Genomic DNA, 25,558 nt, shown 5'->3' with positions numbered 1-25,558 from the left:
CCGGCTCACAGAAAGCGCCCCATGAACACGTCGTCGACGTACTCCCCGTCGAGCAGGAACTCCTCGGGCAGAATCCCCTCCACCACGAACCCCTCGGCCTCGTAGAGCTTGCGGGCCGGGGTGTTGTGGCCGAGGACGCGCAGGGTGAGGCGGCGGGCGCCCCGCCGGCGGGCATCGTCGACGGCGGCCCGGATCAGGGCCCGCCCGACACCCCGGCCGCGCGCGTTCTCCGCGACGGCGAAACCCTGGATCTGGCGGACGTGCCGGTTCGATTCGAGCGGCGTGGGGAAGCCGAGGCGGAGACAGCCCGCGAGCCGGTCCCCCAGTTCGGCGACGAGGCAGTCCTCGGGCGCGTGCCGCTCGCTGAAGAAGGGCGGGTAGGGCGGCTGCGGCTCGGGCGTCACGGCGTGCAGGTGCGACCAGGTGAGGCGGTCGAGCCGGGCCAGTTCCTCGCCGTCCCCGGGCATGGCGGTGCGGATGCGGACTTCGCGGGGCTCGGGCATGGGCGTCACCCTAGGTCGAGAAGGCCGTGGCCCGACAGCGGTTTTGGCGGGGCCGCCGGGCAGGATGGGGCCATGGAACGCTCACGAATCGCAGTGGCGGGTGCGTCCGGTCTCATCGGAGGCGCCCTGGTGCGGTCTCTGACCGCCGACGGGCACGAGGTGCACCGCCTGGTGCGGGGGACTCCTCGGGCGGCCGGAGAGGTCCGCTGGGACCCCGAGAGCGGGCAGGTGGACGCGGCCGGGCTCGCCGGGTGCGACGCGGTGGTCAACGTGGCGGGGGCCGGGGTCGGCGACCGGCGCTGGACGGACGCCTACAAGCAGCGGATCCGCGACAGCAGGGTGAACGGCACGGCGGCCCTCGCCCGGGCGGTCGCCTCGCTGGACGAGGGGGACCGGCCGCGGGTCTTGGTGAACGGCAGCGCCATCGGCTACTACGGCGAGACCGGGGACCGGACCGTGGACGAGAGCGCGCCGGCGGGTAAGGGTTTCCTGCCCGAGCTGTGCGTGGAGTGGGAGGCCGCCGCCGCCCCCGCCCAGGAGGCCGGCGTCCGCACGGTGTTCACCCGGACCGGGCTTGTCGTCTCCCGCGAGGGCGGTGCGTGGGGGCGGCTGTTCCCGCTGTTCCGGGCCGGGCTCGGCGGACGCATGGGCGACGGGCGGCAGTACTGGTCGTTCGTCGCGCTGCACGACGAGATCGCGGCGATCCGGCATCTCATCGACACCGACGGCCTGTCAGGGCCGTTCAACATCACCGCCCCGAACCCCCTGACGAACCGTGAGATCACGGCGGCGATGGGGCGCGTGCTGCACCGCCCGACGCTGTTCGCCGTGCCCGCGCCCGTGCTGCGGACCGTGCTCGGCGAGATGGCCGGGGACGTGCTCGGCAGCGCCCGGGTACTGCCGACGCGACTGCTGGAGTCGGGCTTCCGGTTCGCCTTCCCGGAGATCGAGGGGGCGATCCGGGCGGCGCTGTGACACTAGCCCCTGCGATCACGAGATGCCCTCCGGCGCCCGTATGCGACCGCTGTGCGACCGTGCCCTGTCGATGCGCGACTCCCCCTGACTGATCACCGCCCTACCCTCGACCAGAACTCGCGTATCCCTGGGGCCTGTTGAGGGCATGACGTCTCCAGCGCCCGCGCAACCTCGAGGAGGGGCACGTGCTTGAGCCCGCGTACCAGGCGGACGTGGTCGTCGTGGGAGCCGGGGTCGCCGGACTCTCGGCCGCGCACCGGCTGACCAGCGCTGGAGTGACGACCACGGTCCTGGAGGCCGCCCATCACGTCGGCGGCCGCATGGCCACGGAGAAGATCGACGGCTTCCGGCTCGACAGGGTCGGCCAGTTGCTGTCCACGGCGTATCCCGAACTACGGCTGACACCCGGCCTGGGCGGACTGGTGCTGCGCCCCTTCGCGCCCGGAGTGCTGCTGCACGGCGACGGCCGCCACCATCGCGCGGGCGTCCAGTCGGGCGCAGGGGGTGCACGGGGCGCACTGCACGCGGTCCGTGCGCTGGCGAGTGCGCCCCGGTCGCCGTCCGCGCCCAGGCCGCCCAGGAAGCCGGTGGCCGTGCCCGGCCGGCAGGTATCCGTGCCCCGCAGCCGGTCCGGCGCCCCGCTCGGCACGGCCGTCGACCAGGCCCGCCTCGGCGCCGCCCTGACCCGGCTGGCGGACACACCCGCCGAACGGCTGCTGGCCCGCCCGGAGTTGCCGGCCGGTGAGGCCCTCGCGGCCCGCGGACTGCCCGCCCGGACGATCGACGGCTTCCTGCGTCCGCTGCTCGCGGCCCTGCTGTGCGACCCGGGCCTGACGACGTCCAGCCGGTGCGCGGACCTCGCGCTGCGCGCCTTCGCGAGCGGTCGGCTGTGCGTGCCGGAGGGCGGCGCGGAGGCCCTGCCGGAGCTGCTGGCGCGGACGCTGCCTGCGGGCACGGTGCACACCGGCGTGCGAGTCACCTCCGTCTCCACGACCTCGGTGACCACCGCGGAGCACGGTGAGATCCGCTGCCGGGCGGTGCTGGTGGCGACGGACGCCCGGGCCGCGGCCGGGCTGCTGCCCGGGTTGCGGGTGCCGGAGTTCCATCCGGTGACGGTGGTGCACCACACGACCGACGAGCCGCCGGGGACGGGGGCGTCGCTGTTGCTCGACGCGGATCTCGGCGGGCCGGTCGCGCATACGGCGGTGGTCAGCCAGGTCGATCCGTCCCGGGCCCCGGCCGGGCGGGCACTGGTGTCGTCGACGGTGCTGGGGCGTGCGCCCGGGGATGTCGACACCGCTGTGCGGATGCATCTGGCGCGGCTGTACGGGATGTCGACGGCCCGGTGGGAGACGTTGGCCGTGCACCGGACGGTGGAGGCGGTGCCGGCGATGCGGCCGCCGCATGATCTGCGGCGGCCGGTGCGGTTGATCGCCGGGCTCTATGTGTGCGGGGATCACCGGGACACCAGCACCGTCCAAGGCGCCCTGCACTCCGGGCATCGGGCTTCGGCGGCCATTCTGGCGGATCTGGGGGCCGGGCGGTCCATGCATGCCGCCGATCCCCTGCCGACTGTGCCGCGGGCCGCGTAGGTGCTTCGCCGGGTGCGGGTGCGTGGAGATCGCGATCGCCCGCGGCTGCCCGTACCCCGCGAGAAGGCGCCTCACCCGAGGGCCGCCACCTTGTCGCGGTACGTCCGCACGGGCGCCGCGTCCTTGTAGGGCTCCAGTCTCCGCTCGAAGTCCCTGACGTACTCCACGGCCCGCACCGAGCGCATCTCCGCCGCCTGGCCCGCCGCCTCCGCCCCCAGCCGGCAGGCCTGGTCGATCTCGCCCAGGCCGAGGCGGGCGGTGGCGAGGACGACGCGGCAGAAGAGGCGACTGCGGGCGTAGGAGGGGGCCCGGAGCTGGAGTGAGCGTTCCGCGTGCTGGGCGGCGGCGCGGAACTGCTGCAGGTCGCGGTGGCAGTGGCCGAACTCGTCGGCGAGCTGGGCCTCGTCGAAGAACTTCACCCAGTGCGGTACGTCGTCCCCGGGCCGGGCCGTCTCCAGGGCGCGCTCGGCTCGGACCAGGGCGGCGGTGCAGGCCCGGACCTCGCCGAGCACCCCGTGCCCGCGCGCCTCGGAGGCGTGCAGCAGGGCCTGCAGGACGGGCGGGCCGGAGGTGCCGACGCCCTGCTGGGCCACCCGGGCGAGCTGTACGGCCTCCCGGCCGTGCCCGAGGTAGACGGCCTGGCGGCTCATGGTGACCAGTACGTACGCCCCGTACGTCCGGTCCCCGGCCGCCTGGGCGAGCCGGAGCGCCTGCACGAAGTAGCGCTGGGCCAGGCCGTGCGCGGCGATGTCGTACGAGGTCCAGCCGGCGAGCCGGGTCAGGTCGGCGGCGGCCGCGAACAGCCGGCGGCCGGTCTGCTCGCCGTAGGTGCCGCGCAGCATCGGCTCGCACTCGTGCTCCAGGTAGCGCACGAGGGCCTGGCGGGCGTGGCCGCCGCCGTAGGCGTCGTCGAGGGTGCGGAAGAGCTCGCCGACCGAGCGCAGGGCGGCGATGTCGCCGGCGGTGACCTTCTGGCCGGGTCCGCGTTCGGCCGGGCCGCGTCGGCGGGGCGGGGACGCCGCGTCCTGCTCGGCCGGGGGGCGGAGAGCGGGGCGGCCCTGCGCCGGGATGCGGGCGGCTGCCGGCTCGCCCCGGGCGACCTTCTCGTCGGCCCGGCCGATCAGCCAGTCCCGGCTGGGCACGACGAGCCCGGCCGGGGTGAAGGCGATCTTGCGGAGCTCGGCGTGGCTGCCGGAGTCCTTGCGCCACAGCCCGCTGACGATGTCGACGGCCTCCTCGGGGGTGGCGGCGAACTCCAACCCGGCGTAGACGGGGGCACAGGCGTCCAGGCCGAGGTCCTGGGCGGTGAGGCGGCGGCCCAGGCGCCGGGTGAAGACCTCGGCGATCAGGGCGGGCGTGGTCCCCCGGGGCTGCTGACCGCGCAGCCATCGGGTGACGGAGGTCTTGTCGTATCTCAGGTCGAGCCCGTGTTCGACACCGAGCTGGTCCACGCGACGGGCGAGTCCCGCGTTGGAGAACCCCGCTTCTGCGATGAGCGCGGCGAGCTGTCGGTTGGGGGTGCGCTGCGCGGGTCGTTCCGTCATCTGCGGTGCGGTCTCCTGCCTTCCGGCCTTCGTGCGCGGATTGCCTGTGAGCAGGCCTTATGCCTTGCTGAACGGCGCGAATGTAGCGGAGAGTAAACACCCCATCACACATTTCCCCGGACATTCATCCGATCGTGTGAGGATTGACCCCGGGACTGACGTGTCCGGGCCGGACGTACAGTGGCTTGGGCGCGTTACGTGCCTGACACACCGTCCGAGGGAGGCGCTTGCCGATGAGTGGTCTGCGGTTCGTCCGCATGGGGTTCGGTGACGAGGCCGTCGAGTACCAGGAGGCCTGGGACGAGCAGCGCCGGGTGCACGCGGCGCGCTTCGCGGACGAGGTCCCCGACACCGTCCTGCTCCTGGAGCACCCGCCGGTCTACACGGCCGGACGGCGCACGGCGGAAAACGAGCGCCCCCTCGACGGCACGCCGGTCGTCGACGTGGACCGCGGCGGCAAGATCACCTGGCACGGGCCCGGCCAGCTGGTGGGCTACCCGATCCAGAAGCTCCCGCGCCCGGTGGACGTCGTGGCCCATGTACGCCGCCTCGAAGAGGCCCTGATCCGCACCTGCGCGGAGTTCGGCCTGGAGACGAGCCGGGTCGAGGGCCGCAGCGGGGTGTGGGTACTGGGCGACCCGGTCGAGCGGCGCCCCGCGCTCGGCGGCCTGGCCCTGGACTTCGACCCCCGTCTGCACGACGAGGAGTTCGACCCGCGCCTGAACGGCCCGGAGTACGCGCCGTCCAACGCGGGCCAGCGCCGCGAGGACCGCAAGATCGCCGCGATCGGCATCCGCGTGGCCAAGGGCGTCACCATGCACGGCTTCGCGCTCAACGTGAACCCGGACAACAAGTGGTTCGACCGGATCATCCCGTGCGGGATCCGTGACGCGGGTGTCGCCTCCCTGGCGAACGAACTGGGCCGCGATGTGACGATCGAGGAGGTCCTGCCGGTCGTCGAGCGCCACCTGAGGGACGTGCTGGAGAACGCGGAGCTGAGGCCCCGGGAGATCGAGAAGACGCCGGCGGCATAAAACGGGCTGTGGAGGGGCTGGCACCCACACAGGCATTCAAATCGACGGGCGTACCCTTGAGGGCGCCGAAGAATCAATCGCTAGGGAGCCGGTCGTGTCCGCAGTCGCACCCGACGGACGCAAGATGCTGCGCCTGGAGGTCCGCAACAGCCAGACCCCCATCGAGCGCAAGCCCGAGTGGATCAAGACCCGGGCGAAAATGGGCCCCGAGTACACCAAGATGCAGAACCTCGTGAAGAGCGAGGGTCTGCACACGGTCTGCCAGGAAGCCGGCTGCCCGAACATCTACGAGTGCTGGGAGGACCGCGAGGCGACCTTCCTCATCGGCGGGGACCAGTGCACCCGGCGCTGTGACTTCTGCCAGATCGACACCGGCAAGCCCGAGGCGCTCGACCGCGACGAGCCCCGCCGCGTGGGTGAGTCCGTGGTCACCATGGACCTGAACTACGCCACGATCACCGGCGTCGCCCGCGACGACCTGGAGGACGGCGGCGCCTGGCTGTACGCCGAGACCGTGCGCCAGATCCACCAGCAGACCGCCGGACGCGAGGCCGGCCGGACGAAGGTCGAGCTGCTCGCCCCCGACTTCAACGCCGTCCCGGAGCAGCTGGCGGAGGTCTTCTCCTCCCGCCCCGAGGTCTTCGCGCACAACGTCGAGACAGTCCCGCGGATCTTCAAGCGCATCCGCCCGGGCTTCCGTTACGAGCGCTCCCTGCGGGTGATCACCGAGGCCCGTGACTATGGCCTGGTCACCAAGTCGAACCTGATCCTCGGCATGGGCGAGACCCGCGAGGAGGTCAGCGAGGCGCTGAAGCAGCTGCACGACGCGGGCTGCGAGCTGGTCACCATCACGCAGTACCTGCGCCCCTCCGTGCGCCACCACCCGGTGGAGCGCTGGGTCAAGCCGCATGAGTTCGTGGAGCTGAAGGAGGAGGCCGAGCAGATCGGCTTCTCCGGGGTGATGTCCGGCCCGCTGGTGCGCTCCTCGTACCGCGCCGGGCGGCTCTACCGGATGGCCATGGAGCAGCGGGACGCACGCATCGCGCCCCAGGCCGTCTGACGAACCGCCACCGTCTCTGCCCAGTACAGGGCGAGACACTCGTGTGAATTCGCGCACAAGACACTACTCGTCGGTAGTGACCGATTCGACGCGGTCCTGACCGTCCTCGCAGATGAGGGCGCATGTCAGGACCGCGTTCGCGTTCGGCCGCCCCCCGCCGAGGCTTCATGGGTGTTTGACCGGTCGGACACGCCCTGGTAACACCAATCAGTGACGCTGGACTCACAGCACGTACACCCGCACCGAGGGGGGACCTCACCCATGCAGGCCGCGCCCGTTCGCGCCACCGCGATCCCGTCCTTCACGACCGCCCTGCGTGCAGTCGAGTCGCTGCTGATGAGCAGCGGTCAGCGCACCGCCCGCCGCAACGCCTGGACCTCTGTACTGGAGGACCGCCGTCGCGCCAAGGACCGGTTCGAGGCGCAGCGCGTTCTCGAGCAGTCCGTCTCCCGGTCCGTCTCGGTCCGTCCCTGACCCCCCCCGCCCCGCACCCTCGAGGCCCGGTGGACACTGCCGTCGTCGGCGCTTGTGGGGCCACGTAGACTTCGGGGCATGGCGAGGAAGGAAACCGCAGCGGACGCTGCGAACCCCGGGCGACTGAAGCAGATCGCCCTGACCTACAAGATGACCCGCAAGGCCGACAAGAAGATCGGTCTTGTACTCGCGGCTATCGGAATCGTCACCTTCGGTGTCTTCCTCGCGATCGGTTTCTTGATCGGTCACCCCATCTATCTCGGCATCCTGGGCCTCCTGCTCGCCTTCCTCGCGACGGCGATCGTGTTCGGGCGCCGGGCCGAGCGGGCCGCCTTCGGGCAGATGGAGGGCCAGCCCGGTGCCGCGGCGGCGGTGCTCGACAACATCGGCCGGGGGTGGACGACGACCCCCGCGGTGGCGATGAACCGCAACCAGGACGTGGTGCACCGCGCGGTCGGCAAGGCCGGCATCGTGCTGGTCGCCGAGGGCAACCCGAACCGGGTGAAGGCCCTGCTCGCCGCCGAGAAGCGGAAGATGAACCGCATCGTCGCGGACGTCCCCGTGCACGATCTGCTGGTGGGCACGGGCGAGGGCCAGGTCGAGCTGAAGAAGCTGCGCACGACCATGCTGAAGCTGCCGCGCGTACTGACCGGTCCGCAGGTCACCGCGACCAACGACCGGCTGCGCGCCCTGGGCGACCTGATGAGCAACATGCCGCTGCCGAAGGGGCCCATGCCGAAGGGCATGCGGCTGCCGAAGGGCGGCGGGCCGAAGGCTCGCTGACACCCCGCACACGACGGCGAAGGGGCGCCCGGACCACTCCGGGCGCCCCTTCGTCATCGGCGCATGACACCCGTCAGATGCGGACCTCGACCGTGCCCGCCAGCCGGTCGTGCAGGCCGCGGCCGTCGCGGTCCCAGATCAGGGCGGGGATCGCGAGGAAGAGCAGAACGGTCCGCAGGACGGCCCGCCAGGGGCTGACGCGGCCGGTGTCCAGCGCGAGCACCCGGATGCCGAGGAGCCGCTTGCCCGGGGTGAAGCCGACCGTACCCACCGTGAGCACCATCAGAGCGAACATGATGAGGGGCGCCCAGATCTGGGCCGCCTCGTTGTAGCTCTGGGTGATGAGGCCGTATGCGATCAGGAGACTCAGACCCCAGTCCACGGCCAGGGCGCCGAGCCGGCGGCCCGGACGGGCGATCGAGCCGGGGCCCTCCTCGGGCAGACCCAGCTGCTCACCCCGGTATCCGAAGTCGACACCGGCCTCTTCCGCGGCCGCGCGGGGCCCGGAAAGCCACGATCCGAGTGCTTGCCTGTTGTCCACCCGTCCACGGTACTGCGCCCGTATATGACCAGGGCTCGGCGGGGTGCGTAGGGGCTACGGTGAAAGCGGAGCCGGTTAACTTGCGCGAAACAATTGGGTCACGCCAGAGAAATCACCCGTCCCTAGGGTCGAGGTCAGCGTGTGCCACCCGCACTGGCCGCACGAACGAACTACCACCCCGGCGGGACGGTCGGGAGTAGGAGGAGCTGGATGTTCCAGAACGCCGACGAGGCCAAGAAGTTCATCGCGGACGAGGACGTCAAGTTCATCGACGTCCGCTTCTGCGACCTCCCGGGCGTGATGCAGCACTTCACGGTGCCTGCGGAGGCGTTCGACGCCGAGGAGGAGCTCGCCTTCGACGGCTCCTCGATCCGGGGTTTCCAGGCCATTCACGAGTCCGACATGGCGCTGCGCGCGGACCTGTCGACCGCCCGGGTCGACCCGTTCCGCCGTGACAAGACGCTGAACATCAACTTCTTCATCCACGACCCGATCACGGGCGAGCAGTACTCCCGTGACCCGCGGAACGTGGCGAAGAAGGCCGAGGCCTACCTCGCCTCCACCGGCATCGCCGACACGGCGTACTTCGGTCCGGAGGCGGAGTTCTACGTCTTCGACTCCGTCCGCTTCGCGACCAGCGCGAACGAGTCCTTCTACCACATCGACTCCGAGGCCGGCGCCTGGAACACCGGTGCCCTCGAGGACAACCGTGGTTACAAGGTCCGCTACAAGGGCGGCTACTTCCCGGTCCCGCCGGTCGACCACTTCGCCGACCTGCGTGCCGAGATCTCCCTGGAGCTGGAGCGGTCCGGCCTGAAGGTCGAGCGCCAGCACCACGAGGTGGGCACCGCCGGCCAGGCCGAGATCAACTACAAGTTCAACACGCTGCTCGCCGCCGCCGACGACCTCCAGCTCTTCAAGTACATCGTGAAGAACGTGGCGTGGAAGAACGGCAAGACGGCGACCTTCATGCCGAAGCCGATCTTCGGTGACAACGGCTCGGGCATGCACGTCCACCAGTCGCTGTGGCAGGGCGGCTCCCCGCTCTTCTACGACGAGGCCGGTTACGCGGGCCTGTCGGACACCGCCCGCTACTACATCGGCGGCATCCTCAAGCACGCCCCGTCGCTGCTGGCCTTCACCAACCCGACGGTGAACTCTTACCACCGCCTGGTGCCGGGCTTCGAGGCGCCGGTGAACCTGGTGTACTCGCAGCGCAACCGCTCCGCGGCCATGCGTATCCCGATCACCGGCTCGAACCCGAAGGCCAAGCGCGTCGAGTTCCGCGCGCCCGACTCCTCCGGCAACCCGTACCTGGCCTTCTCGGCGCTGCTGCTCGCGGGCCTGGACGGCATCAAGAACAAGATCGAGCCGGCCGAGCCGATCGACAAGGACCTCTACGAGCTCGCCCCCGAGGAGCACGCGGGCGTCCCGCAGGTCCCGACCTCGCTCCCGGCCGTCCTCGACTCCCTCGAGTCCGACCACGAGTTCCTCCTCCAGGGCGACGTGTTCACGCCGGACCTGATCGAGACGTGGATCGACTACAAGCGCACGAACGAGATCGCGCCGCTGCAGCTGCGTCCGCACCCGCACGAGTTCGAGCTCTACTTCGACGTGTGATCGACACCCCTGTCGACCGTACGGTGCCCCCGTCTCCCTTCGCGGAGGCGGGGGCACCGTCGTATGACCGGATCCGGCTTCACAGACGGCCCCGGACGCGGGATCATCGGTACTGACACGGTTGTTCGAGAGAGGTTACGGGGATGTCCGAACGGCACGACGGTGAGCGGGAGTTCGACCTCAGATGGGCGGACAGCGCCGAGCACAAGGAGCCCTCGGCCCGGGCCCGTATGCTCGCCGCGCGCTGGAAGCACGACCCGCCCGGGCCCGTGCCGTTCCGCGCCGACCCGGAGCACGTGGGTTCGCGTCGCCGGTCCTCGTGGGTGTCGACGGCCGTGGTGCTCGGCTGTGTGGCGGCGGTGATCGTCCTGCTCGGGTACATCAACTTCCGGGCCCCGTACTAGGTGCACTGATCACGCCACGGACGCGGTGTCCGGCACGCGCCACCGCCGCGTTGTCGTCACTCTCCCCCACTCTCGGCTTCGCTCGAGCGGGAGGGGCCCCGCCGCTCCGCATCGACTCCCTCCTCCGCCTTGCCGCCGCGAGCGCCGTAGCCCGCTCACGGCGACCGGCAGGCCGCTGCCGATTCCCTGCGACCTGACCCGAACGACCACGGCGGCGCTTGCCCGACACGCTGAGCGCGCACGCGCGTGGCCTCGCACAAGCGCCGTCCGCCGGGGCGCTCAGCTGGTGACGCGCGTGTAGGTCAGGAAAACCGCACCGCTTTTGAGGACGGTCTGATCCGCGAGTGTCCAGGTGCGCGGGTCGAAGGCAGCCTTGCGGGAGAACAGCGGGATACCGTCGCCGATGGTCAGCGGGCCGACCTTGAGGATCATCGCGTCGATCTCGGCGTACAGGGAGCCGGCCAGCTCGGCGCCTCCGAGCAGCCAGATGTCCTTGCCGTCCTGCTGCTTCAGCTCCCGCACGGTCGCCACCGGGTTGTCGGCAACCAGTTCGACGGCCGGGCCGGGGATCTCGGTCAGGGTTCGGGAGAACACCAGATGCCGCAAGTGGGGGTAGGCGTCGGTGATTCCAGCCGCGAGACCGATCTCGTAGCTGCGCCGGCCCTCGAGGACGGTGTCGAAGCGCGTGCCCGCCGCCGTGACGGACAGTGCCTGCCGGGCCTGGACGGGTAACGTCTCCGGGTACTCGGCGACGAGGTGTTGTACGTAGTCCTCCTGAATGGGCCAGAAGCCGTTCGGACCGGTGGGATCCGCGCCGTCCGGGCCGGCGATGAAGCCATCGAGAGTGGTGGCGATGTAGTAGACGAGTCTGCGCACGCAGGTTCCTTCCGTCAGTCCGGTGTCGCGGTGCGGCCCGGGGCCGCCGGGTGGCGGGGCCAGGATGCGGGGCCGCTGAGCGATCATGCACCCGATCGACCGGGTGAACCACTGTGTCGCCGAATTCAGTGAACATTCGCATGCGCGCCGGGGCCGACTGCTGTTGAAGCCAGCCGACAGACGCTGTCGCTCGAAGCAAACAGAGCCAGAGCAGGACAGCGCGGCGGCGAGACCGCATGACACTTGGAGACACCACCAGCGAGATCACCATCACCCCGGGGCCGAAAGCCTCAGGTAGCGTCCGGCCACGTGAACGACAGCGTGTATGTGGGCAACGCGGGCCGGGACGCGGCGCTGGACCGGGGATGGCTCCTCGGGCACTTCAAGGACGTCGGGGATCCGCGCCACAGCGAGGCAGTGGAGATCAAGTGGGGTGTGCACCCGCGGGGCGGCGAGCGCTCGCAGTGGGTGAGGGGTGAGAAACGGACAGCGCTCCTGGTCCTGATCAGCGGGCGCTTCCGCGTCGAACTCCCCGGGCGCAGCGTTCTGCTGGAACAGCGGGGTGCTACGTGGTGTGGGGACCCGGCGTCGATCACTCGTGGTGTGCCGAGGAGGAGTCGGTGGTGCTGACCGTCCGATGGCCGTCCGTGCCCGGCTACGCGGTGACCGCCGACGGCTGACGTCTTTGCCGGTCCTGGGGGCGACCACGACCCCTTCATGGGCGGGGCCGGGTGCACACTGGCAGTGGGACGAGTGCCTGACTGCGGGGTGAGGCAGATGCACAGCCGTTTCCGGAGCGATCGGCGGTTGACCACCCGGATGGGGATCACGCTGTTCCTGCTCGGGTTGGTGTACGTGGGGTTCGTGGCCGCGCTGATCGTGCTGCTGAAGTCGTGGGTGCTGGTCGTCGTGGTCGCGGCGGCGGTGCTCGGCGCGCAGTACTGGTTCTCCGACCGGATCGCCCTGTACGCCATGCGCGGGCGGGTCGTGGAGCGCGACGAGTACCCCGAGCTGCACGCGGTGATCGACCGGCTGTGCGCCCTCGCCGACATGCCCAAACCGGTGGTCGCCGTGTCCGGTATGGACATGCCGAACGCGTTCGCGACCGGACGGAACCCCGACCACGCCGTGGTCTGTGTGACGACCGGCCTGCTCAGGCGGCTGGAGCCGGCGGAGCTGGAGGGCGTGCTCGCGCACGAGTTGTCGCACGTGGCGCACAAGGACGTCGCCGTGATCACGGTCGCCTCGTTCCTGGGTGTGCTCGCGGGGCTGATCGTGCGGTTCGCCTTCTACTCGCAGTTGTTCGGCGGGGGCAGGCGGGACCAGAACACGGCCGCGGTGTTCGCCGCGGTGATGGGCGTGTCGGCGGCCGTGTACGCGATCAGCTTCCTGCTGATCCGGGCGCTGTCCCGGTACCGCGAGCTGGCCGCGGACCGGGCGGCCGCGCAGCTCACCGGCCGGCCATCGGCGCTGGCCTCCGCGCTCACCAAGGTCTCCGGCGACATCGCCCGCATCCCGACGAAGGACCTGCGCACGGCCCAGGCCTTCAACGCCTTCTACTTCACGCCGGCGCTCGGCCGCGAGCCCGGCGTCGCCCGGCTCTTCTCGACCCACCCGAGCCTGGAGGAGCGGCTCGACCAACTGGGCCGGATCTCCGCCGAGCTTGGCGAGACAGCGGCACCCGGAGGGGTGTGAGCGACGCATGGGGCTGATGGACATCCTGCTCGGCCGGACCAAGCCGGTCGTGGCGGACCTCGACCGGATCTTCGCGCTGCCGTCGGCGGCCGTGACGCTCGAGGCCGCCGCGGGCTTCACACCCACCGGGCAGGGTGCGGTCTGTTTCGCCACGGTCGAGGGCGCGGCCTTCGAGCAGACCCACCGCGAGGTGCAGGCGCTGCTGGACGCGGACACCGACCGCGACGGCCCGCCGGTGGAGCTGCGGCAGGACGACTACGGCTACTCCTGGCTGGTCTCGCGCCGCTCTCCCGACCAGCTGGCGGCGCTCGTGAACGATCTGCACGCCGTCAACAGCCAGATGGAGGTCAACGGGTACGGCCCCCAACTGCTGTGCTCGCTGGCCGGGTTCGAGGACCGGTCCGGCCGGCGCCTCGCCCTGGTCTACCTCTACAAGCGCGGCACCTTCTACCCGTTCGCGCCCGTGCCGGGAGAGACGCAGCGACGGGACAACGCGCTGGAACTCCAGGTGCGGGCGGCGCTCGCCGGCGACCTGCCGATCGAGCAGGACCTGGGCCGCTGGTTCCCCTTGTGGGGAGCGCCGGGCCTGTGATCGCCCGCTGTGCGTGATCGCGCCTCACGCGGCCCGGCCGCGTGAATGAATGGCCGTATGAGTGAGCTGATCCCCTTCACACATACCGTCGGCGGTGAACGACTCAGCGGGCTGTCCGGCGGCACCGGCCCGGGTGAGCCGGCCAGGGCGACCGCCGTCCTGCTGCACGGCGCGGGCAACGGCGGCAAGGAGCGGCTGATGCCGTTGCTGTCGGAGTTCGCCGCGCACGGCTGCCACGTCCTGGCCTTCGACTTCTCCGGGCACGGGGAGAGCACCGGCCTGCTGCGCGAGCTGAGCCTGCGCCGCCGCTTCGAGCAGGCCGTGTCCGTCATCGACGCGCACGCGCGCGTGGACGGGCCGCTGGTCCTGGTCGGCTCCAGCATGAGCGGCCAGACGGTGGCCGATCTCGTCCGGCACTACGGGGACCGGGTGGCGGCACTGGGGCTGTGTGCGCCGGCGGTGTATGCGGCTCAGGCGTGGGACGTGCCGTTCGGTGCGGGGGACGGGCGGTTCAGCGAGATCATCCGGCGGCCGGGAAGCTGGCGTGAGTCGCCCGCGCTCGACGTCCTGCGGGCGTACGAGGGACGGGCGGTGCTCGCGGTGCCGGGCACGGACGAGGTCATCCCGCCCGCCGTGACGGAGGCCGTCTCGGAGGCGCTGGCCCGCCGCGCCCAGTTCACCCACTGGGAACTGCCCGATGCGGAGCACCGGTTGGGTCGGTGGTTCCGTGACCACCCGGGCGACCGGCGTGAGTTCGTCACGGCCGTACTGACCGGGCTGGGCGAGCGGGGCTGGACGGCCACGCGCGCGTGGGTGGCCAAGCAGCTGCCGGAAGGCCGTACAGTCGACAAATCGGCCTTGCTGAGCGGTGGTTGGAGCGCCCAGATGCGGCGGCTCACCCTCGACGACGGCACCGAGCTGGCGCTGCGGACCTTCGTGAAGCCCTTCTTCCGGCGGCACGCGCCCGGGCTGCTGGCCCGCGAGGCGGAGATTCTCACACTCCTGGCGGAGCAGGAGGGCGTGCCGGCCCCCGAACTGACCGGCCTGGACGCGACCGCCGAGCACTGCGACCACCCGTCCCTGCTGATGTCCGTGCTGCCGGGCCGGGTCCGGGTGGACGAGGAGGACGACCTGGACCTGCGGGTGGACCTGCTGGCAGCCCAACTGGCCCGGATCCACCGGGTCGTTCCCGAGGAGCGCCCTCGGCTGTACCAGGCGTGGACGTCCCCCGAGCGGGTGCTCGCGCCCGAGGGTGCGATGTGGGGGCGAGCAGTGGACGTGATCCGCCGCGACCCGCCGCCGTACGAGGGCTGTTTCCTGCACCGCGACTTCCATCCGGGGAACGTGCTGTTCACCGGCTCGGGGGCCGGCCTGCGAATCAGCGGTGTCGTCGACTGGGTGGACACCTCGTGGGGTCCCGCCGACCTGGACGTCGCCCACTGTTCGACGGCCCTGGCACTGCTGCACGGCCCGGCGTACGGCCTCGGTTTCCGGGAGCGCTACGAGGCACACGGTGGCCGGCACCTGGCCGACGGCCCGGACCACCTGTACTGGCGGCTGCTCGACGCCCTGGCCTACGCCCCCGACGCTTCGAAGCTGGCGGGCCCGTGGCGGGAGCTGGGCCGGACCGATCTGACGCCGGAGGTGCTGGGCGGGCGGCTGGAGGCGTATGTGGCGGGTCTGCTGGAGCGGTACTCCTGAGAGGCGGTGGCCGGTGCGGGCGACGGCCGATTGTCAGTGGCGCTCGCGATGATGCAGTCGGGTCGGAGGACGTGACGAACGGAGGCCGGTATGGGCGGGGCGCAGCGGTACATCGGGGTGGCGGAACGGCGGACCCGGCTCGCGCTGCGGCAGCGGCTGGCCGGGCAGGCGCGGGCGGGGACTCCCGAGGAGGTCGCGAGTTCGCTCGTCGCCCTGCACGGCACGGACCCGGCGACGGTGTATCTGGCCGTGGGCGCGCGGCTCGCGGACCCGGCGAAGACGGTGGCGGAGACCGGGCGCGCGCTGTACGACGACCGTTCTCTGGTGCGGATGCACGGCATGCGGCACACGGTCTTCGTGTTCCCCACGGCCCTGACCGCCGTCGTGCACGCCTCGACCGGCCTGGCGGTCGCCGCCCGGGAGCGGGCCGCGCTGCGCAAGGACATGGCGGCGGCCGGGGCGCCGGACGCGGCCTGGCTGAAGGAGGTCGAGGAGTCGGCACTGGCGGCACTCGCCCGGCGCGGGCAGGCCACGGCGGCCGAACTCGCCCAGGACGAGCCGCGGCTGCGGGAGCAGTTCGTGTACGCGGCCGGCAAGAGCTACGAGGGCCTGCACACGGTCTCGACCCGGCTGCTGAAAGTGCTGGGCGTCGAGGGGAGGGTCGTACGCGGCCGCCCGCTCGGCTCCTGGACGTCCAGCCAGTTCCGCTGGGCCGTGGCGCCCGAGCACCCCGAACTGGACCCGGCGCGGGCGCAGGCGGAGCTGCTGAGACGGTGGCTCGCCGCGTGCGGTCCGGCGACCGAGGCCGATCTGAAGTGGTGGACGGGGTGGCGGGTGACAGAGGTCCGCCGGGCGCTGTCCGCGATCGGAGCGCAGCCGGTGTCGCTGGACGAGGGCACGGGATACGTGACCGACGGCGACGTCGACGAGGTGGCCACGCCCGGCGAGCCCTGGGCCGCGCTGCTGCCCGCCCTCGACCCGACGGCGATGGGGTGGCAGCAGCGCGACTGGTATCTCGCGCCGGAGCTGCGGCCCCGGCTGTTCGACCGCAGCGGGAACGTCGGGCCGACGGTGTGGTGGAACGGACACGTGGTCGGCGGGTGGGCCCAGCGGCCCGACGGGGAGATCGTCTGGCGGATCCTCGACGAGGAGGGGGTGGGCCGGGAGGCACTCGCTGCGATCGAGAGGGAAGCGGAGCGGCTGAGCGGGTGGGTGGGGACGACCAGGATCACACCACGTTTTCGTACGCCGCTGGAGAAGGAGCTGGCGTAGCCAGGAGGGGCGTCGGGGCTCCGCGGCGTCAGACTCGTACGTACACCCCCGCTCGCGCCGCAGTCGCCGCCGCCTCCGCCGCCCGGTCGGCCATCGTCTCGTCGAGGCGGCCGCCGCTGACCAGCAGGTGGTAGTAGAGCGGGGCGGAGACGGCACGGACCACTTCGTGTGTGTCGGTGCCCTCGGGTACCTCGCCACGGTCGACGGCCTGCCGGACGCAGGGGGCCCACTCCCTGACGCGGATGTCGTAGAAGCGGTGCAGCGCCGCCGCCGTCTTCGTGTCGCCGGTGGCGGCGGCGATCAGCGCCTTGAACAGCGGCCCCTGTCGAGGGTCCGTCAAGGTCCGCTGCACCAGCCGGGCGTTCGCCGTCAGATCGCCGAGCAGTGAACCGGTCTCGGTGCGCGGCGCCGACTGCTCGGCCATGTCCGCCAGGAGGTCCGCCACCAGCCCGGTCACCGTCCCCCAGCGGCGATAGACGGTCGTTTTGCCGACACCGGCACGGCGAGCGATGTCCGCCAGGTCCAGGCCGGTGAAGCCCCGCTCGGTCAGGGCGTCCTCGGCCGCGCGCAGCACCGCCTCACGGACCCGTGCCGTGCGCCCCCCGGGCCGCACGGTCCCCGGCTCGCCCCCATCAGCCATAACGGCACTCCTGTTCCATTAATACCTTCCCTCTGCTACTTTAGTAACCCTTAACGAAACCAGAGACCCATTAATGGGTAACTCCTGGGAGGGGACCGAGATGGAATACAGGCGACTGGGCGCGTCGGGACTCATGGTTCCGGTGCTGAGCTTCGGTGCCGGAACCTTCGGCGGCCGGGGCCCGCTGTTCGGCGCGTGGGGCAGCACCGACGCGCGGGAGGCGCGCCGCCTGGTGGACATCTGTCTGGACGCGGGGATCACGATGTTCGACACCGCCGACATCTACTCCGCCGGCGCGTCCGAGGAGACGCTCGGGGAGGCGATCAAGGGCCGCCGGGACCAGGTGATCGTCTCCACCAAGACGAGTCTGCCGATGGGCGACGGACCGGGCGACGCGGGCTCCTCCCGCTCCCGGCTGATCCGTGCCTGCGAGGACGCCCTGCGCAGGCTGGGCACGGACCACCTCGACCTCTTCCAGCTCCACGCCTTCGACGCCGGGACACCGGTGGAGGAGGTGCTGGAGACGCTCGACTCGCTGGTGCGAGCGGGCAAGGTGCGTTACACCGGCGTCTCCAACTTCTCCGGCTGGCAGGTGATGAAATCCCTCGCGGCAGCGGAGCGGCATGGCCACCCGCGCTATGTGGCCCACCAGGTGTACTACTCCCTCATCGGCCGCGACTACGAGTGGGAGCTGATGCCGCTCGCCCTCGACCAATGCCTCGGCGCCATCGTCTGGAGCCCTCTGGGCTGGGGCCGCCTCACCGGCAAGATCCGTCGCGGCACACCGCTCCCGCCCGGCAGCCGGCTGCACCGCACCGCCGACTACGGCCCGCCCGTCACCGACGAGCACCTCTACGGCGTGATCGACGCGCTGGACGAGATCGCCGAGGAGACGGGCAAGGCGGTGCCGCAGATCGCCCTCAACTGGCTGCTACAGCGGCCGACGGTGGCCTCCGTGCTCATCGGCGCCCGCGACGAGCAGCAGTTGCGCCAGAACCTCGGCGCACTCGGCTGGACCCTCTCCCCCGAGCAGGTGGCGAAGCTCGACGCGGCGAGCCACCGCCCTGCGCCGTACCCCTACTTCCCCTATGAGCGGCAGGAGGGCTTCGCCCGCCTGAACCCGCCGGTGTTCGCGGCACCGGGCCGTGCGGCATGACGAAGCGCCGGGCACCCCGCGGACAGGGCACCCGGCGCTCGGGATCGGTCGGCTCGGGGCGGATCGGGTCAGCGCGAGTACCGCATGAGCGCCCTCACCATGTGGCACGTCGTGTCCGACGGCGGGTGGACGCCGATCAGTTCCGCCGTGTCGCGGATCGTCTCGTTGCGGGCCTGGTTCGGCATGTGGACGCCGGAGTCGAGCAGGGCGATGGCGAGGCGCATCGCCTTGAGGCGACGGTTGTGCGAGACGTACCACTCGCGCGGCCGGCCCGGCGGCAGCGGCCGCTTCTCCACGGGTACGTACGGCAGGTCGAGCGGGACGGGGCGCTTCGCGGTGGACTGGGTGGGCAGCGGCTTCGGCTTGAGTGCGGCAGCGGGCACAGGCATCCTCCTGTCGCGGTGAGGGCGGCACACCGGGATCCTCGGCGATCCCGGCGCCACCCTCGAACACTGCTTACAGTTTACCGCCCGGCACTGACATCAGGCAGTCCGCAGAGTCCAGTAAAAGTCCAGGTGGGAACGGAAATTGGCGCGGCGTCACGGCAGGTCCACGAGGGGCGGGTGAGTCGGCAGAAATTCGAACAGCGGCGACGGCGCGTACCGTGGCCTCATGGAGATCTGGATCAACCCGGCCTGCTCGAAGTGCCACAGTGCCGTGCAACTGCTCGACGCCGAGGGCGCCGAGTACACCGTCCGCCGCTACCTGGAGGACGTGCCGAGCGAGGACGAGATCCGGGGCGTGCTGGACCGGCTCGGACTGGAGCCCTGGGACATCACCCGCACCCAGGAGGCCGCCGCCAAGGAACTCGGCGTCAAGGAGTGGGCCAGGGACGCGAGTTCGCGGGACCGGTGGATCAAGGCCCTCGCCGAGCATCCCAAGCTGATCCAGCGGCCGATCATCACCGCGGACGACGGCACGGCGGTGGTCGCGCGCACCGACGAGGCCGTACGGGACGCCCTCTCCCGTTAGAGATCTCCTGTAACCGCTGAGTAACGCCACTTCCTCGCACGCGGACCCTCACACCGTGAGGTAGGGCACAGCGACACCAGGTAACACGGGGTTCACATTCGAGCAATGGCCGGGAAATCGCCTGTTGACAGGCTGCCGGGCATTGACGCGGCGCCCCAGTGCCGCAGCGCCGCAAGCACCCGCGATACGCGCCCAGACACACCCCCGAAGGATGTGGCCCGTGACCTTCAAGGCTGAGTACATCTGGATCGACGGCACCGAGCCGACGGCCAAGCTGCGTTCCAAGACCAAGATCATCGCGGGCTCCCCCGCCGGTCTCGACGCGCTGCCGATCTGGGGCTTCGACGGGTCCTCCACCAACCAGGCCGAGGGCCACGCCTCGGACTGTGTCCTCAAGCCGGTCTTCACCTGCCCGGACCCGATCCGCGGCGGCGACGACGTGCTGGTGCTGTGCGAGGTCCTGAACATCGACCTCACCCCGCACGCCAGCAACACCCGTGCCGCGCTGGCCGAGGTCGAGGAGAAGTTCGCGGCGCAGGAGCCGATCTTCGGCATCGAGCAGGAGTACACCTTCTTCAAGGACGGCTACCCGCTCGGCTTCCCCAAGGGCGGCTTCCCGGCCCCGCAGGGCGGCTACTACTGCGGTGTCGGCGCCGACGAGATCTTCGGTCGTGACGTCGTCGAGGCGCACCTGGACAACTGCCTGAAGGCGGGCCTGGGCATCTCCGGCATCAACGCCGAGGTCATGCCCGGCCAGTGGGAGTTCCAGGTCGGCCCCCTCGCCCCGCTGGAGGTCTCCGACCAGCTGTGGGTGGCCCGCTGGCTGCTCTACCGCACCGCCGAGGACTTCGACGTCGCCGCCACCCTCGACCCCAAGCCGGTCAAGGGCGACTGGAACGGCGCCGGCGCGCACACCAACTTCTCCACCAAGGCGATGCGCGAGAACTACGACGCGATCATCACCGCGGCCGAGTCGCTGGGAGAGGGCTCCAAGCCGCTCGACCACGTCAAGAACTACGGCGCGGGCATCGACGACCGCCTGACCGGTCTGCACGAGACCGCCCCGTGGAACGAGTACTCCTACGGCGTCTCCAACCGCGGCGCCTCGGTGCGTATCCCGTGGCAGGTCGAGAAGGACGGCAAGGGCTACATCGAGGACCGCCGCCCGAACGCCAACGTCGACCCGTACGTGGTGACCCGCCTGCTCGTCGACACCTGCTGCTCTGCGCTGGAGAAGGCCGGCCAGGTCTGACCGACGCCACCCGGCTCGACGCCTTACGGCTCCCGAGGGGCGCCCACCTTCACGGTGGGCGCCCCCGCGTTGCACCGGCTGCGTGCCGTCGACCGGGACGAGGTGGTGACCGTCGCGGATCTGCTGCCGCCCGGTGCCACCTGGCTCCCGGCGCCGCGGCACACCCTGCCCACGCTGCCGGGGCAGCCGCCGATGACCGGCTACCTGGTGCTCGTCCCGGCCGACCGGCAGCCGTCGTTCCCGGCGCCGGTGCCGGACCGGCCGGAGGCAGGCGGTGCCGGGTCCCGTCCGAGCCGGACCGCGACCCGCTGATCCGCGTCGACACCGGCAGCGCACCGCCCAGATGGCCGGGCGACGGCGCACTGAGGCCCCTGCCCCGCCGGCCCGTCTGCTGACAGCAGATCTCCGTTCCGTCCCCTCGCCCCACCGGGCAGGGTCTGAGGCATGAGGCTTCTGATGCTCGGTGGGACGCAGTTCGTGGGACGGGCCGTCGTGGAGGCGGCGCTGGAGCGGAGCTGGGAGGTGACCGTCTTCCACCGGGGGCGGCACGAGGCACCGCCGGGCGCGCGGTCGCTGCTCGGCGACCGTACCGCGCCCGGGGGCCTCGCCGCCCTGGCCGAGGACGCGGGCGAGTGGGACGTCGTCGTCGACACCTGGTCGGCGGCGCCCCGCGCGGTGGCGGACGCGGCCCGGCTGCTGCGGGGCCGCGCCCGCCGGTACGTGTACGTGTCGAGTTGCTCGGTGTACGCGTGGTCCCCGCCCGCCGGGTACGGCGAGGACGCGCCCGTGGTGGAGGGCGCCTCGCCCGACGCGGACGCGACCGACTACGCGCGGGACAAACGCGGCGGTGAACTGGCCGTCCTGGACGCCTTCGGCGAGGACCGGTCGGTGCTCGTACGGTCCGGGCTGATCCTCGGCCCGTACGAGAACGTCGGCCGCCTCCCGTGGTGGCTGACCCGGATGGCGCGCGGTGGCCCGGTCCTGGCGCCGGGGCCGCGCGACCTCCCCCTGCAGTACGTCGACGTCCGAGACCTGGCCGAATGGACCCTCGGAGCGGTGGACCAAGGGCTGAGCGGCCCCTACAACCTGATGAGTCCTCAGGGGCACGCCACGATGGGGACGTTCCTCGAGGCGTGCGCGCGGGTCACGGGCGGTGCGCCCGAACTTCGGTGGACAGAGCCCGAGGTGATCCTCGGCGCGGGCATCGAACCGTGGGTCCAGTTGCCGGTGTGGGTGCCGCCGGGCAGCGACCTGCACGACGCCCTGCACAGCGCCGACGTCTCGGGGGCGCTCGCGACCGGCCTGCGCTGCCGGACCGTCGAGGAGACCGTGGCCGACACCTGGGACTGGCTGCGCGGCATCGGCGGTTTCGCACCCCAGCGGACGGACCGGACGCGGAAGGGGCTCGACCCGGCGGTGGAGGCGAAGGTGCTCGCGGCCGGCACGGACGCGTGAATCACCGCACGCTGCGTGGAGCAGCTGTACGCGCGTGAGCTGCTCGCCGACGGCAGCGGCGGGGTGGGGTATCTGCTGAAGGACCGGGTGTTCGACGCCGAGCAGTTCGTGGACGCGGTGCGGCGGGTCGCCGCCGGTGGTACGGCGATGGACCCGCAGGTCATCCAGCAGCTGCTGGCGCGGCAGGCGGGCGACGGCCGGCCGCTGGCCCGGCTGACGCCCCGAGGGCGGGAGGTGCTGGAGCTGATGGCGCAGGGCCGGTCCAACGCGGCGATCGCCGGGAAACTGGTCATGACGGAACGGGCGATCGCCAAGCACACCGCGAACATCTTCGCCAAACTGGGCCTTGAGGTCTCGGACGACGACAACCGGCGCGTGCTGGCGGTTCTCGCGTATCTCGACCACGGCCGGTGAAACCGGACCGGCTTTTCACCCACCGTCGAGGATCGACAACTCCCGGTGCGCAAGGGGCTGTTGAGAACACAGCTCCCTCACGAATCTCGCATCAATTTCCGAGACCTCTGAACACCTCTGGGACGCCTTCCGTAAGGAAGGGAGCCGCTTCACTCCTGTCGGGCGCCTCGATGCCCCCGAAAAAGGAAGTCAGAGGAGTTCCATGGGACGCAACACAAGAAAACGCCGTACGCCACTGGCCACCAAGGCCATTGCCGCATCGGCGGCCCTAGCGCTCGGTGGGGGCGGGCTGATCTGGGCGAACTTCTATGCCTCGGCGCACGAGGAGAACTCGGCGAACCAGACGAAGTCCGCGGGCGCACAGATCGCCACGATCCAGTGCCCGGACGTGGGGCAGAAGCTGACCGACGTGCCGGACGGCGCCCGCCAGGGGGTGGACCAGGAGCTGGCGAACCTCGACAAGCAGATCACCGAGGCGTACTCCAGGCTCGCCTCCACACGTCAGGCGCAGGCTGGTGACCCCGGCTTCGTCAACAACGCGATCCTCGGCCCGCTGCAGTCGAAGCGGGTTGCCGCCATCGACCGGATCGGGATCAACATCCGGCGCGTGGGCGGCCAGGCTCCGCAGGGGCTCGACCAGCTCGCCACATGCAAGGGCATGGCCGCCGACCAGCCGGAGACCAACGACGGCAACGGCCAGAACGGCGACCAGAACAACGGCGGTCAGGACCAGGGGCAGGGCCAGGACCAGGACCAGGGTCAGGACAACGGCCAGGACCAGGGCGGTGGTCAGGTCGGTGACAACGGCAACGGGGCCGCGGGCCCGGTGGCCGCCGACTTCGTGGACATCAACCAGGTCCAGCCGAACTCCCGGGACCTGCAGAACGGTCTGGCCGCCAACGGCGACAGCGGTTCCACCGGCTCCTTCACCGCCGAGTGCGGTGTCAATGAGAACAACCTGTTCAACAGTGACAACCTGATCGTCGCCCCGGGTGTCGACAACGGCGCGCACCACACGCACGACTATGTCGGCAACCAGGACAACGACGCGTTCTCCAGCGACGAGGACCTGGCCAACGCCGGCACCTCGTGCAAGAACCAGGCCGACAAGTCCACGTACTACTGGCCGGTGCTGCGTCTGCAGGACGGTACGCAGGAGTTCGACGCGGGCGATCTGGGCGGTGGCGCCGAGGGCAACGTCGGCAAGATCCTGAAGGCCAGCCAGGCCGAGATCAAGTTCGTCGGCAACAAGAAGAGCGACGTCGTCGCGATGCCGAAGTTCCTGCGCATCATCACCGGTGACGCCAAGGCCTTCACCAACGGCCTGAAGAACGCCAACACCTCGTTCAGCTGCACCGGGTTCGAGGACCGGCAGGTGACCGACAAGTACGTGATCTGCCCCCAGGGCAGCCAGGTGGTGCGGACGTCCAACTTCCAGAGCTGCTGGGACGGACAGAACATCGACAGCGCCAACCACCGCGACCACGTCGCCTTCGTCCAGCAGGACGGCAGCTGCCCGAACGGCTTCCAGGCGATCCCGCAGCTCCAGGTCCGCCTGGTGTACGACGTGCCGGCCCCGACCATCGAGAACGGTCAGGTGAAGGCCCCGTACGCCGTGGACGGCTTCCCGGAGCAGCTGCACAAGCCGATCACCGACCACAACGACTTCATCAACGTCATGGACGAGAACCTGATGAACAAGGTGGTTCAGTGCATCAACAGCGGCGAGGACTGCAAGTAGCAGCCCCGTAGAAAGCCGGCGGTGGGATCTCCCACCGCCGGCTTCCGCGTGTCGTGCGAAGCGAAGCTGTCAGTTGTCGCGGTGACCGGAGTGCGCCGGCTCGTCGCCCTCTCCGCCACCGGTGGAGTGATCCGCGTGGTTGAGCCCCACCTCGACGGTGCCACCCAGCGCGCTGCGCAGGCCTTGCAGCACATCCTCGTGGCCGACGGCCACCCACTTGCGCCCAACCAGGTAGAAACCGCCGTAGTCCTTGGCCGTGTTGATCCACTCGCGCTGCCCGCGGTCCGTGGAGAAGGTCGCGAGGACGTACTTCTCCTTGCCCTTCTTGCAGATGGCCTGGCGGATGGTGTCCGCGTCGGTCTGCATGTTCGGCTTGCACTCGGCCTCGGCCGCGATGTGCTCCAGGCTGCCGGTCACCGTCTCCGGAACGGCCGCCTCGTCCTTGCCGCCGGATCCGCAGCCGGCCAGCGCCAGTATCGCCACCGCGCCGCTCAGCGCCAGCATCGGTCGGGTCACCCTCATCTGTTCCTCCGGTCCTTGTGACGGCACGGTCCTGGTCACGGCACGGTCCGGACACATGCCGCACGGAGCCCCGGCGAGAGGCTCTCGCCTTCGATACGGCCGCGGAGCCCGAAGCGCTCAAAATTCTCGTGCCTCCGCGCGCACCGCTGTGCGAGGGTGTCCCGATGAACCAGGACTGGGAAGATCGCGTGGCCGCTGCGTGGGCCGGGTTCGACGACTACGCCGAAACCGAGGAGGACGAGGCCCGCTTCCGCGCCGACGTCGACGCCCTCGTCGCCGAACTGCCCGAAGGCAGCCCGCTCGGACCGTTCGAGCAGGCCTGCGCCTGGGACTCGACAGGTCACTCGGACAAGGCGGTCCCGCTGTACCGGGAGGCGCTGGAGCTCGGTCTCGCCGACGCAAGCCCCTACAAGGCCCGCCGCACGAAGATCCAGCTGGCCAGCTCGCTGCGGAACATCGGGCAGGCCGAAGAGGGCGTCGAGCTACTGGAACCCGAACTGGACGCGCCGTCCGACGAACTGGACGACGCCGTGCGTGCCTGTCTCGCCCTGTGCCTGTCCAGCCTGGGCCGTGACCGAGAGGCGCTGTCGCTGGCCCTGGGCGCCCTGGCCCCGCACCTGCCGCGGTACCAGCGGTCGATGGCGAACTACGCCCGGCTGCTCGTGGAGCCCGGGGAGCGGCCGGGGGCGTAACGCTCCGCAGTCAGGTGACCATCCAAGGATTCGCTCGTTCTGCTGAAC

The 25,558-nt window shown here is 71.0% G+C and carries 25 protein-coding genes and 3 pseudogenes; 21 read left to right on the top strand and 7 right to left on the bottom strand.

Annotation, left to right across the window (positions count from 1 at the left end):
* Positions 1 to 5: 5 nt before the first annotated feature.
* Positions 6 to 503, bottom strand: a complete 498-nt coding sequence (locus ACWD1U_RS33305; RefSeq protein ID WP_451113093.1) for an N-acetyltransferase family protein — start codon at positions 501 to 503, stop codon at positions 6 to 8.
* A 72-nt stretch (positions 504 to 575) separates the two neighbouring features.
* Between ACWD1U_RS33305 and ACWD1U_RS33300 the strand changes: the two genes are divergently transcribed.
* Together ACWD1U_RS33300 and ACWD1U_RS33295 are read left to right on the top strand one after the other, a co-directional pair.
* A complete protein-coding gene (locus ACWD1U_RS33300; protein ID WP_451113092.1) occupies positions 576 to 1,478 on the top strand; it encodes a TIGR01777 family oxidoreductase in 903 nt (300 codons plus the stop codon).
* A 185-nt stretch (positions 1,479 to 1,663) separates the two neighbouring features.
* On the top strand, positions 1,664 to 3,070 hold the full coding sequence (locus tag ACWD1U_RS33295; protein ID WP_451113091.1) for an NAD(P)/FAD-dependent oxidoreductase: 1,407 nt from the start codon (positions 1,664 to 1,666) through the stop codon (positions 3,068 to 3,070).
* 71 nt (positions 3,071 to 3,141) lie between these two features.
* Here the strand turns inward: ACWD1U_RS33295 and ACWD1U_RS33290 are convergent, their stop codons facing one another.
* A complete protein-coding gene (locus ACWD1U_RS33290; protein WP_451113090.1) occupies positions 3,142 to 4,614 on the bottom strand; it encodes a regulator in 1,473 nt (490 codons plus the stop codon).
* Between the two features lie 233 nt (positions 4,615 to 4,847).
* Here ACWD1U_RS33290 and lipB point away from each other — a divergent pair, with 233 nt between their 5' ends.
* The 4 genes from lipB to ACWD1U_RS33270 all read left to right on the top strand — a co-directional run bounded on the left by lipB (position 4,848) and on the right by ACWD1U_RS33270 (position 7,965).
* Positions 4,848 to 5,648 (top strand): lipoyl(octanoyl) transferase LipB, encoded by an 801-nt coding sequence (lipB, locus tag ACWD1U_RS33285; protein ID WP_451113089.1) that lies wholly within the window; start codon positions 4,848 to 4,850, stop codon positions 5,646 to 5,648.
* A gap of 94 nt (positions 5,649 to 5,742) precedes the next feature.
* Entirely contained in the window at positions 5,743 to 6,708 is a 966-nt protein-coding gene (lipA, locus tag ACWD1U_RS33280) for a lipoyl synthase (protein WP_451113088.1), read from the top strand.
* Positions 6,709 to 6,969: 261 nt separating this feature from the next.
* Positions 6,970 to 7,182: an SCO2195 family GlnR-regulated protein gene (locus ACWD1U_RS33275; RefSeq protein ID WP_451113087.1), complete on the top strand. Its 213-nt coding sequence runs from the start codon at positions 6,970 to 6,972 to the stop codon at positions 7,180 to 7,182.
* A gap of 78 nt (positions 7,183 to 7,260) precedes the next feature.
* The gene (locus tag ACWD1U_RS33270) at positions 7,261 to 7,965 is read left to right on the top strand and encodes a DUF4191 domain-containing protein (RefSeq protein WP_451113086.1); all 705 of its coding nucleotides are present in this window, start codon (positions 7,261 to 7,263) and stop codon (positions 7,963 to 7,965) included.
* A 73-nt stretch (positions 7,966 to 8,038) separates the two neighbouring features.
* Here the strand turns inward: ACWD1U_RS33270 and ACWD1U_RS33265 are convergent, their stop codons facing one another.
* Positions 8,039 to 8,506: an RDD family protein gene (locus ACWD1U_RS33265; protein ID WP_451113085.1), complete on the bottom strand. Its 468-nt coding sequence runs from the start codon at positions 8,504 to 8,506 to the stop codon at positions 8,039 to 8,041.
* A gap of 210 nt (positions 8,507 to 8,716) precedes the next feature.
* Here ACWD1U_RS33265 and glnA point away from each other — a divergent pair, with 210 nt between their 5' ends.
* Both glnA and ACWD1U_RS33255 read left to right on the top strand, forming a co-directional pair.
* Complete coding sequence (gene glnA, locus ACWD1U_RS33260) at positions 8,717 to 10,126, top strand: type I glutamate--ammonia ligase (RefSeq protein WP_451113084.1); 1,410 nt, start codon at positions 8,717 to 8,719, stop codon at positions 10,124 to 10,126.
* A gap of 143 nt (positions 10,127 to 10,269) precedes the next feature.
* A complete protein-coding gene (locus tag ACWD1U_RS33255) occupies positions 10,270 to 10,530 on the top strand; it encodes an SCO2583/SCO2584 N-terminal domain-containing protein (protein ID WP_451113083.1) in 261 nt (86 codons plus the stop codon).
* A 279-nt stretch (positions 10,531 to 10,809) separates the two neighbouring features.
* Here the strand turns inward: ACWD1U_RS33255 and ACWD1U_RS33250 are convergent, their stop codons facing one another.
* Entirely contained in the window at positions 10,810 to 11,406 is a 597-nt protein-coding gene (locus ACWD1U_RS33250; RefSeq protein WP_451113082.1) for a dihydrofolate reductase family protein, read from the bottom strand.
* 309 nt (positions 11,407 to 11,715) lie between these two features.
* On the opposite strand from ACWD1U_RS33250, the pseudogene ACWD1U_RS33245 reads away from it, so the two are divergent.
* From ACWD1U_RS33245 to ACWD1U_RS33225, 5 genes and pseudogenes are all read left to right on the top strand, one after another.
* Positions 11,716 to 12,086 (top strand): annotated as a pseudogene (locus tag ACWD1U_RS33245) (signal peptidase I).
* Positions 12,087 to 12,183: 97 nt separating this feature from the next.
* Positions 12,184 to 13,101, top strand: coding sequence for a zinc metalloprotease HtpX (gene htpX, locus ACWD1U_RS33240; protein ID WP_451113081.1), 918 nt, complete (start codon positions 12,184 to 12,186; stop codon positions 13,099 to 13,101).
* Positions 13,102 to 13,108: 7 nt separating this feature from the next.
* Positions 13,109 to 13,693 carry a PspA-associated protein PspAB gene (pspAB, locus tag ACWD1U_RS33235; protein WP_451113080.1) on the top strand — a complete coding sequence of 195 codons (585 nt, stop codon included), beginning with the start codon at positions 13,109 to 13,111 and terminating at the stop codon, positions 13,691 to 13,693.
* A gap of 57 nt (positions 13,694 to 13,750) precedes the next feature.
* Positions 13,751 to 15,394 (top strand): alpha/beta fold hydrolase, encoded by a 1,644-nt coding sequence (locus ACWD1U_RS33230; protein ID WP_451113079.1) that lies wholly within the window; start codon positions 13,751 to 13,753, stop codon positions 15,392 to 15,394.
* A 90-nt stretch (positions 15,395 to 15,484) separates the two neighbouring features.
* Positions 15,485 to 16,666 (top strand): winged helix DNA-binding domain-containing protein, encoded by a 1,182-nt coding sequence (locus tag ACWD1U_RS33225; RefSeq protein WP_451113078.1) that lies wholly within the window; start codon positions 15,485 to 15,487, stop codon positions 16,664 to 16,666.
* A 28-nt stretch (positions 16,667 to 16,694) separates the two neighbouring features.
* Here ACWD1U_RS33225 and ACWD1U_RS33220 read toward each other — a convergent pair whose 3' ends face one another.
* Positions 16,695 to 17,306 carry a TetR/AcrR family transcriptional regulator gene (locus ACWD1U_RS33220; protein WP_451113077.1) on the bottom strand — a complete coding sequence of 204 codons (612 nt, stop codon included), beginning with the start codon at positions 17,304 to 17,306 and terminating at the stop codon, positions 16,695 to 16,697.
* A 100-nt stretch (positions 17,307 to 17,406) separates the two neighbouring features.
* Between ACWD1U_RS33220 and ACWD1U_RS33215 the strand changes: the two genes are divergently transcribed.
* The gene (locus ACWD1U_RS33215) at positions 17,407 to 18,462 is read left to right on the top strand and encodes an aldo/keto reductase (protein ID WP_451113076.1); all 1,056 of its coding nucleotides are present in this window, start codon (positions 17,407 to 17,409) and stop codon (positions 18,460 to 18,462) included.
* Between the two features lie 68 nt (positions 18,463 to 18,530).
* Here the strand turns inward: ACWD1U_RS33215 and ACWD1U_RS33210 are convergent, their stop codons facing one another.
* The gene (locus ACWD1U_RS33210) at positions 18,531 to 18,845 is read right to left on the bottom strand and encodes a hypothetical protein (RefSeq protein ID WP_451113075.1); all 315 of its coding nucleotides are present in this window, start codon (positions 18,843 to 18,845) and stop codon (positions 18,531 to 18,533) included.
* Between the two features lie 229 nt (positions 18,846 to 19,074).
* Here ACWD1U_RS33210 and ACWD1U_RS33205 point away from each other — a divergent pair, with 229 nt between their 5' ends.
* The 6 genes and pseudogenes from ACWD1U_RS33205 to ACWD1U_RS33180 all read left to right on the top strand — a co-directional run bounded on the left by ACWD1U_RS33205 (position 19,075) and on the right by ACWD1U_RS33180 (position 24,296).
* Positions 19,075 to 19,434, top strand: a complete 360-nt coding sequence (locus ACWD1U_RS33205) for an arsenate reductase family protein (RefSeq protein ID WP_451113074.1) — start codon at positions 19,075 to 19,077, stop codon at positions 19,432 to 19,434.
* A 220-nt stretch (positions 19,435 to 19,654) separates the two neighbouring features.
* Positions 19,655 to 20,686: a glutamine synthetase gene (gene glnII / locus ACWD1U_RS33200; RefSeq protein ID WP_451113073.1), complete on the top strand. Its 1,032-nt coding sequence runs from the start codon at positions 19,655 to 19,657 to the stop codon at positions 20,684 to 20,686.
* Between the two features lie 54 nt (positions 20,687 to 20,740).
* Positions 20,741 to 21,041 (top strand): annotated as a pseudogene (locus ACWD1U_RS33195) (winged helix-turn-helix domain-containing protein); the annotation flags it as partial.
* Between the two features lie 89 nt (positions 21,042 to 21,130).
* Positions 21,131 to 22,141, top strand: coding sequence for an NAD-dependent epimerase/dehydratase family protein (locus tag ACWD1U_RS33190; protein WP_451113072.1), 1,011 nt, complete (start codon positions 21,131 to 21,133; stop codon positions 22,139 to 22,141).
* 12 nt (positions 22,142 to 22,153) lie between these two features.
* A pseudogene (locus tag ACWD1U_RS33185) lies at positions 22,154 to 22,555 on the top strand (LuxR C-terminal-related transcriptional regulator); the annotation flags it as partial.
* Between the two features lie 202 nt (positions 22,556 to 22,757).
* Positions 22,758 to 24,296: a DUF1996 domain-containing protein gene (locus tag ACWD1U_RS33180; protein WP_451113071.1), complete on the top strand. Its 1,539-nt coding sequence runs from the start codon at positions 22,758 to 22,760 to the stop codon at positions 24,294 to 24,296.
* A gap of 69 nt (positions 24,297 to 24,365) precedes the next feature.
* Here the strand turns inward: ACWD1U_RS33180 and ACWD1U_RS33175 are convergent, their stop codons facing one another.
* Positions 24,366 to 24,818: a hypothetical protein gene (locus ACWD1U_RS33175; protein WP_451113070.1), complete on the bottom strand. Its 453-nt coding sequence runs from the start codon at positions 24,816 to 24,818 to the stop codon at positions 24,366 to 24,368.
* A 164-nt stretch (positions 24,819 to 24,982) separates the two neighbouring features.
* Here ACWD1U_RS33175 and ACWD1U_RS33170 point away from each other — a divergent pair, with 164 nt between their 5' ends.
* Positions 24,983 to 25,510 carry a tetratricopeptide repeat protein gene (locus tag ACWD1U_RS33170; protein ID WP_451113069.1) on the top strand — a complete coding sequence of 176 codons (528 nt, stop codon included), beginning with the start codon at positions 24,983 to 24,985 and terminating at the stop codon, positions 25,508 to 25,510.
* The last annotated feature ends 48 nt before the right edge of the window (positions 25,511 to 25,558 follow it).

It is taken from the genome of Streptomyces sp. NPDC002788 (assembly GCF_053592115.1).
This window is presented reverse-complemented; position numbering and strand designations above follow the sequence as displayed.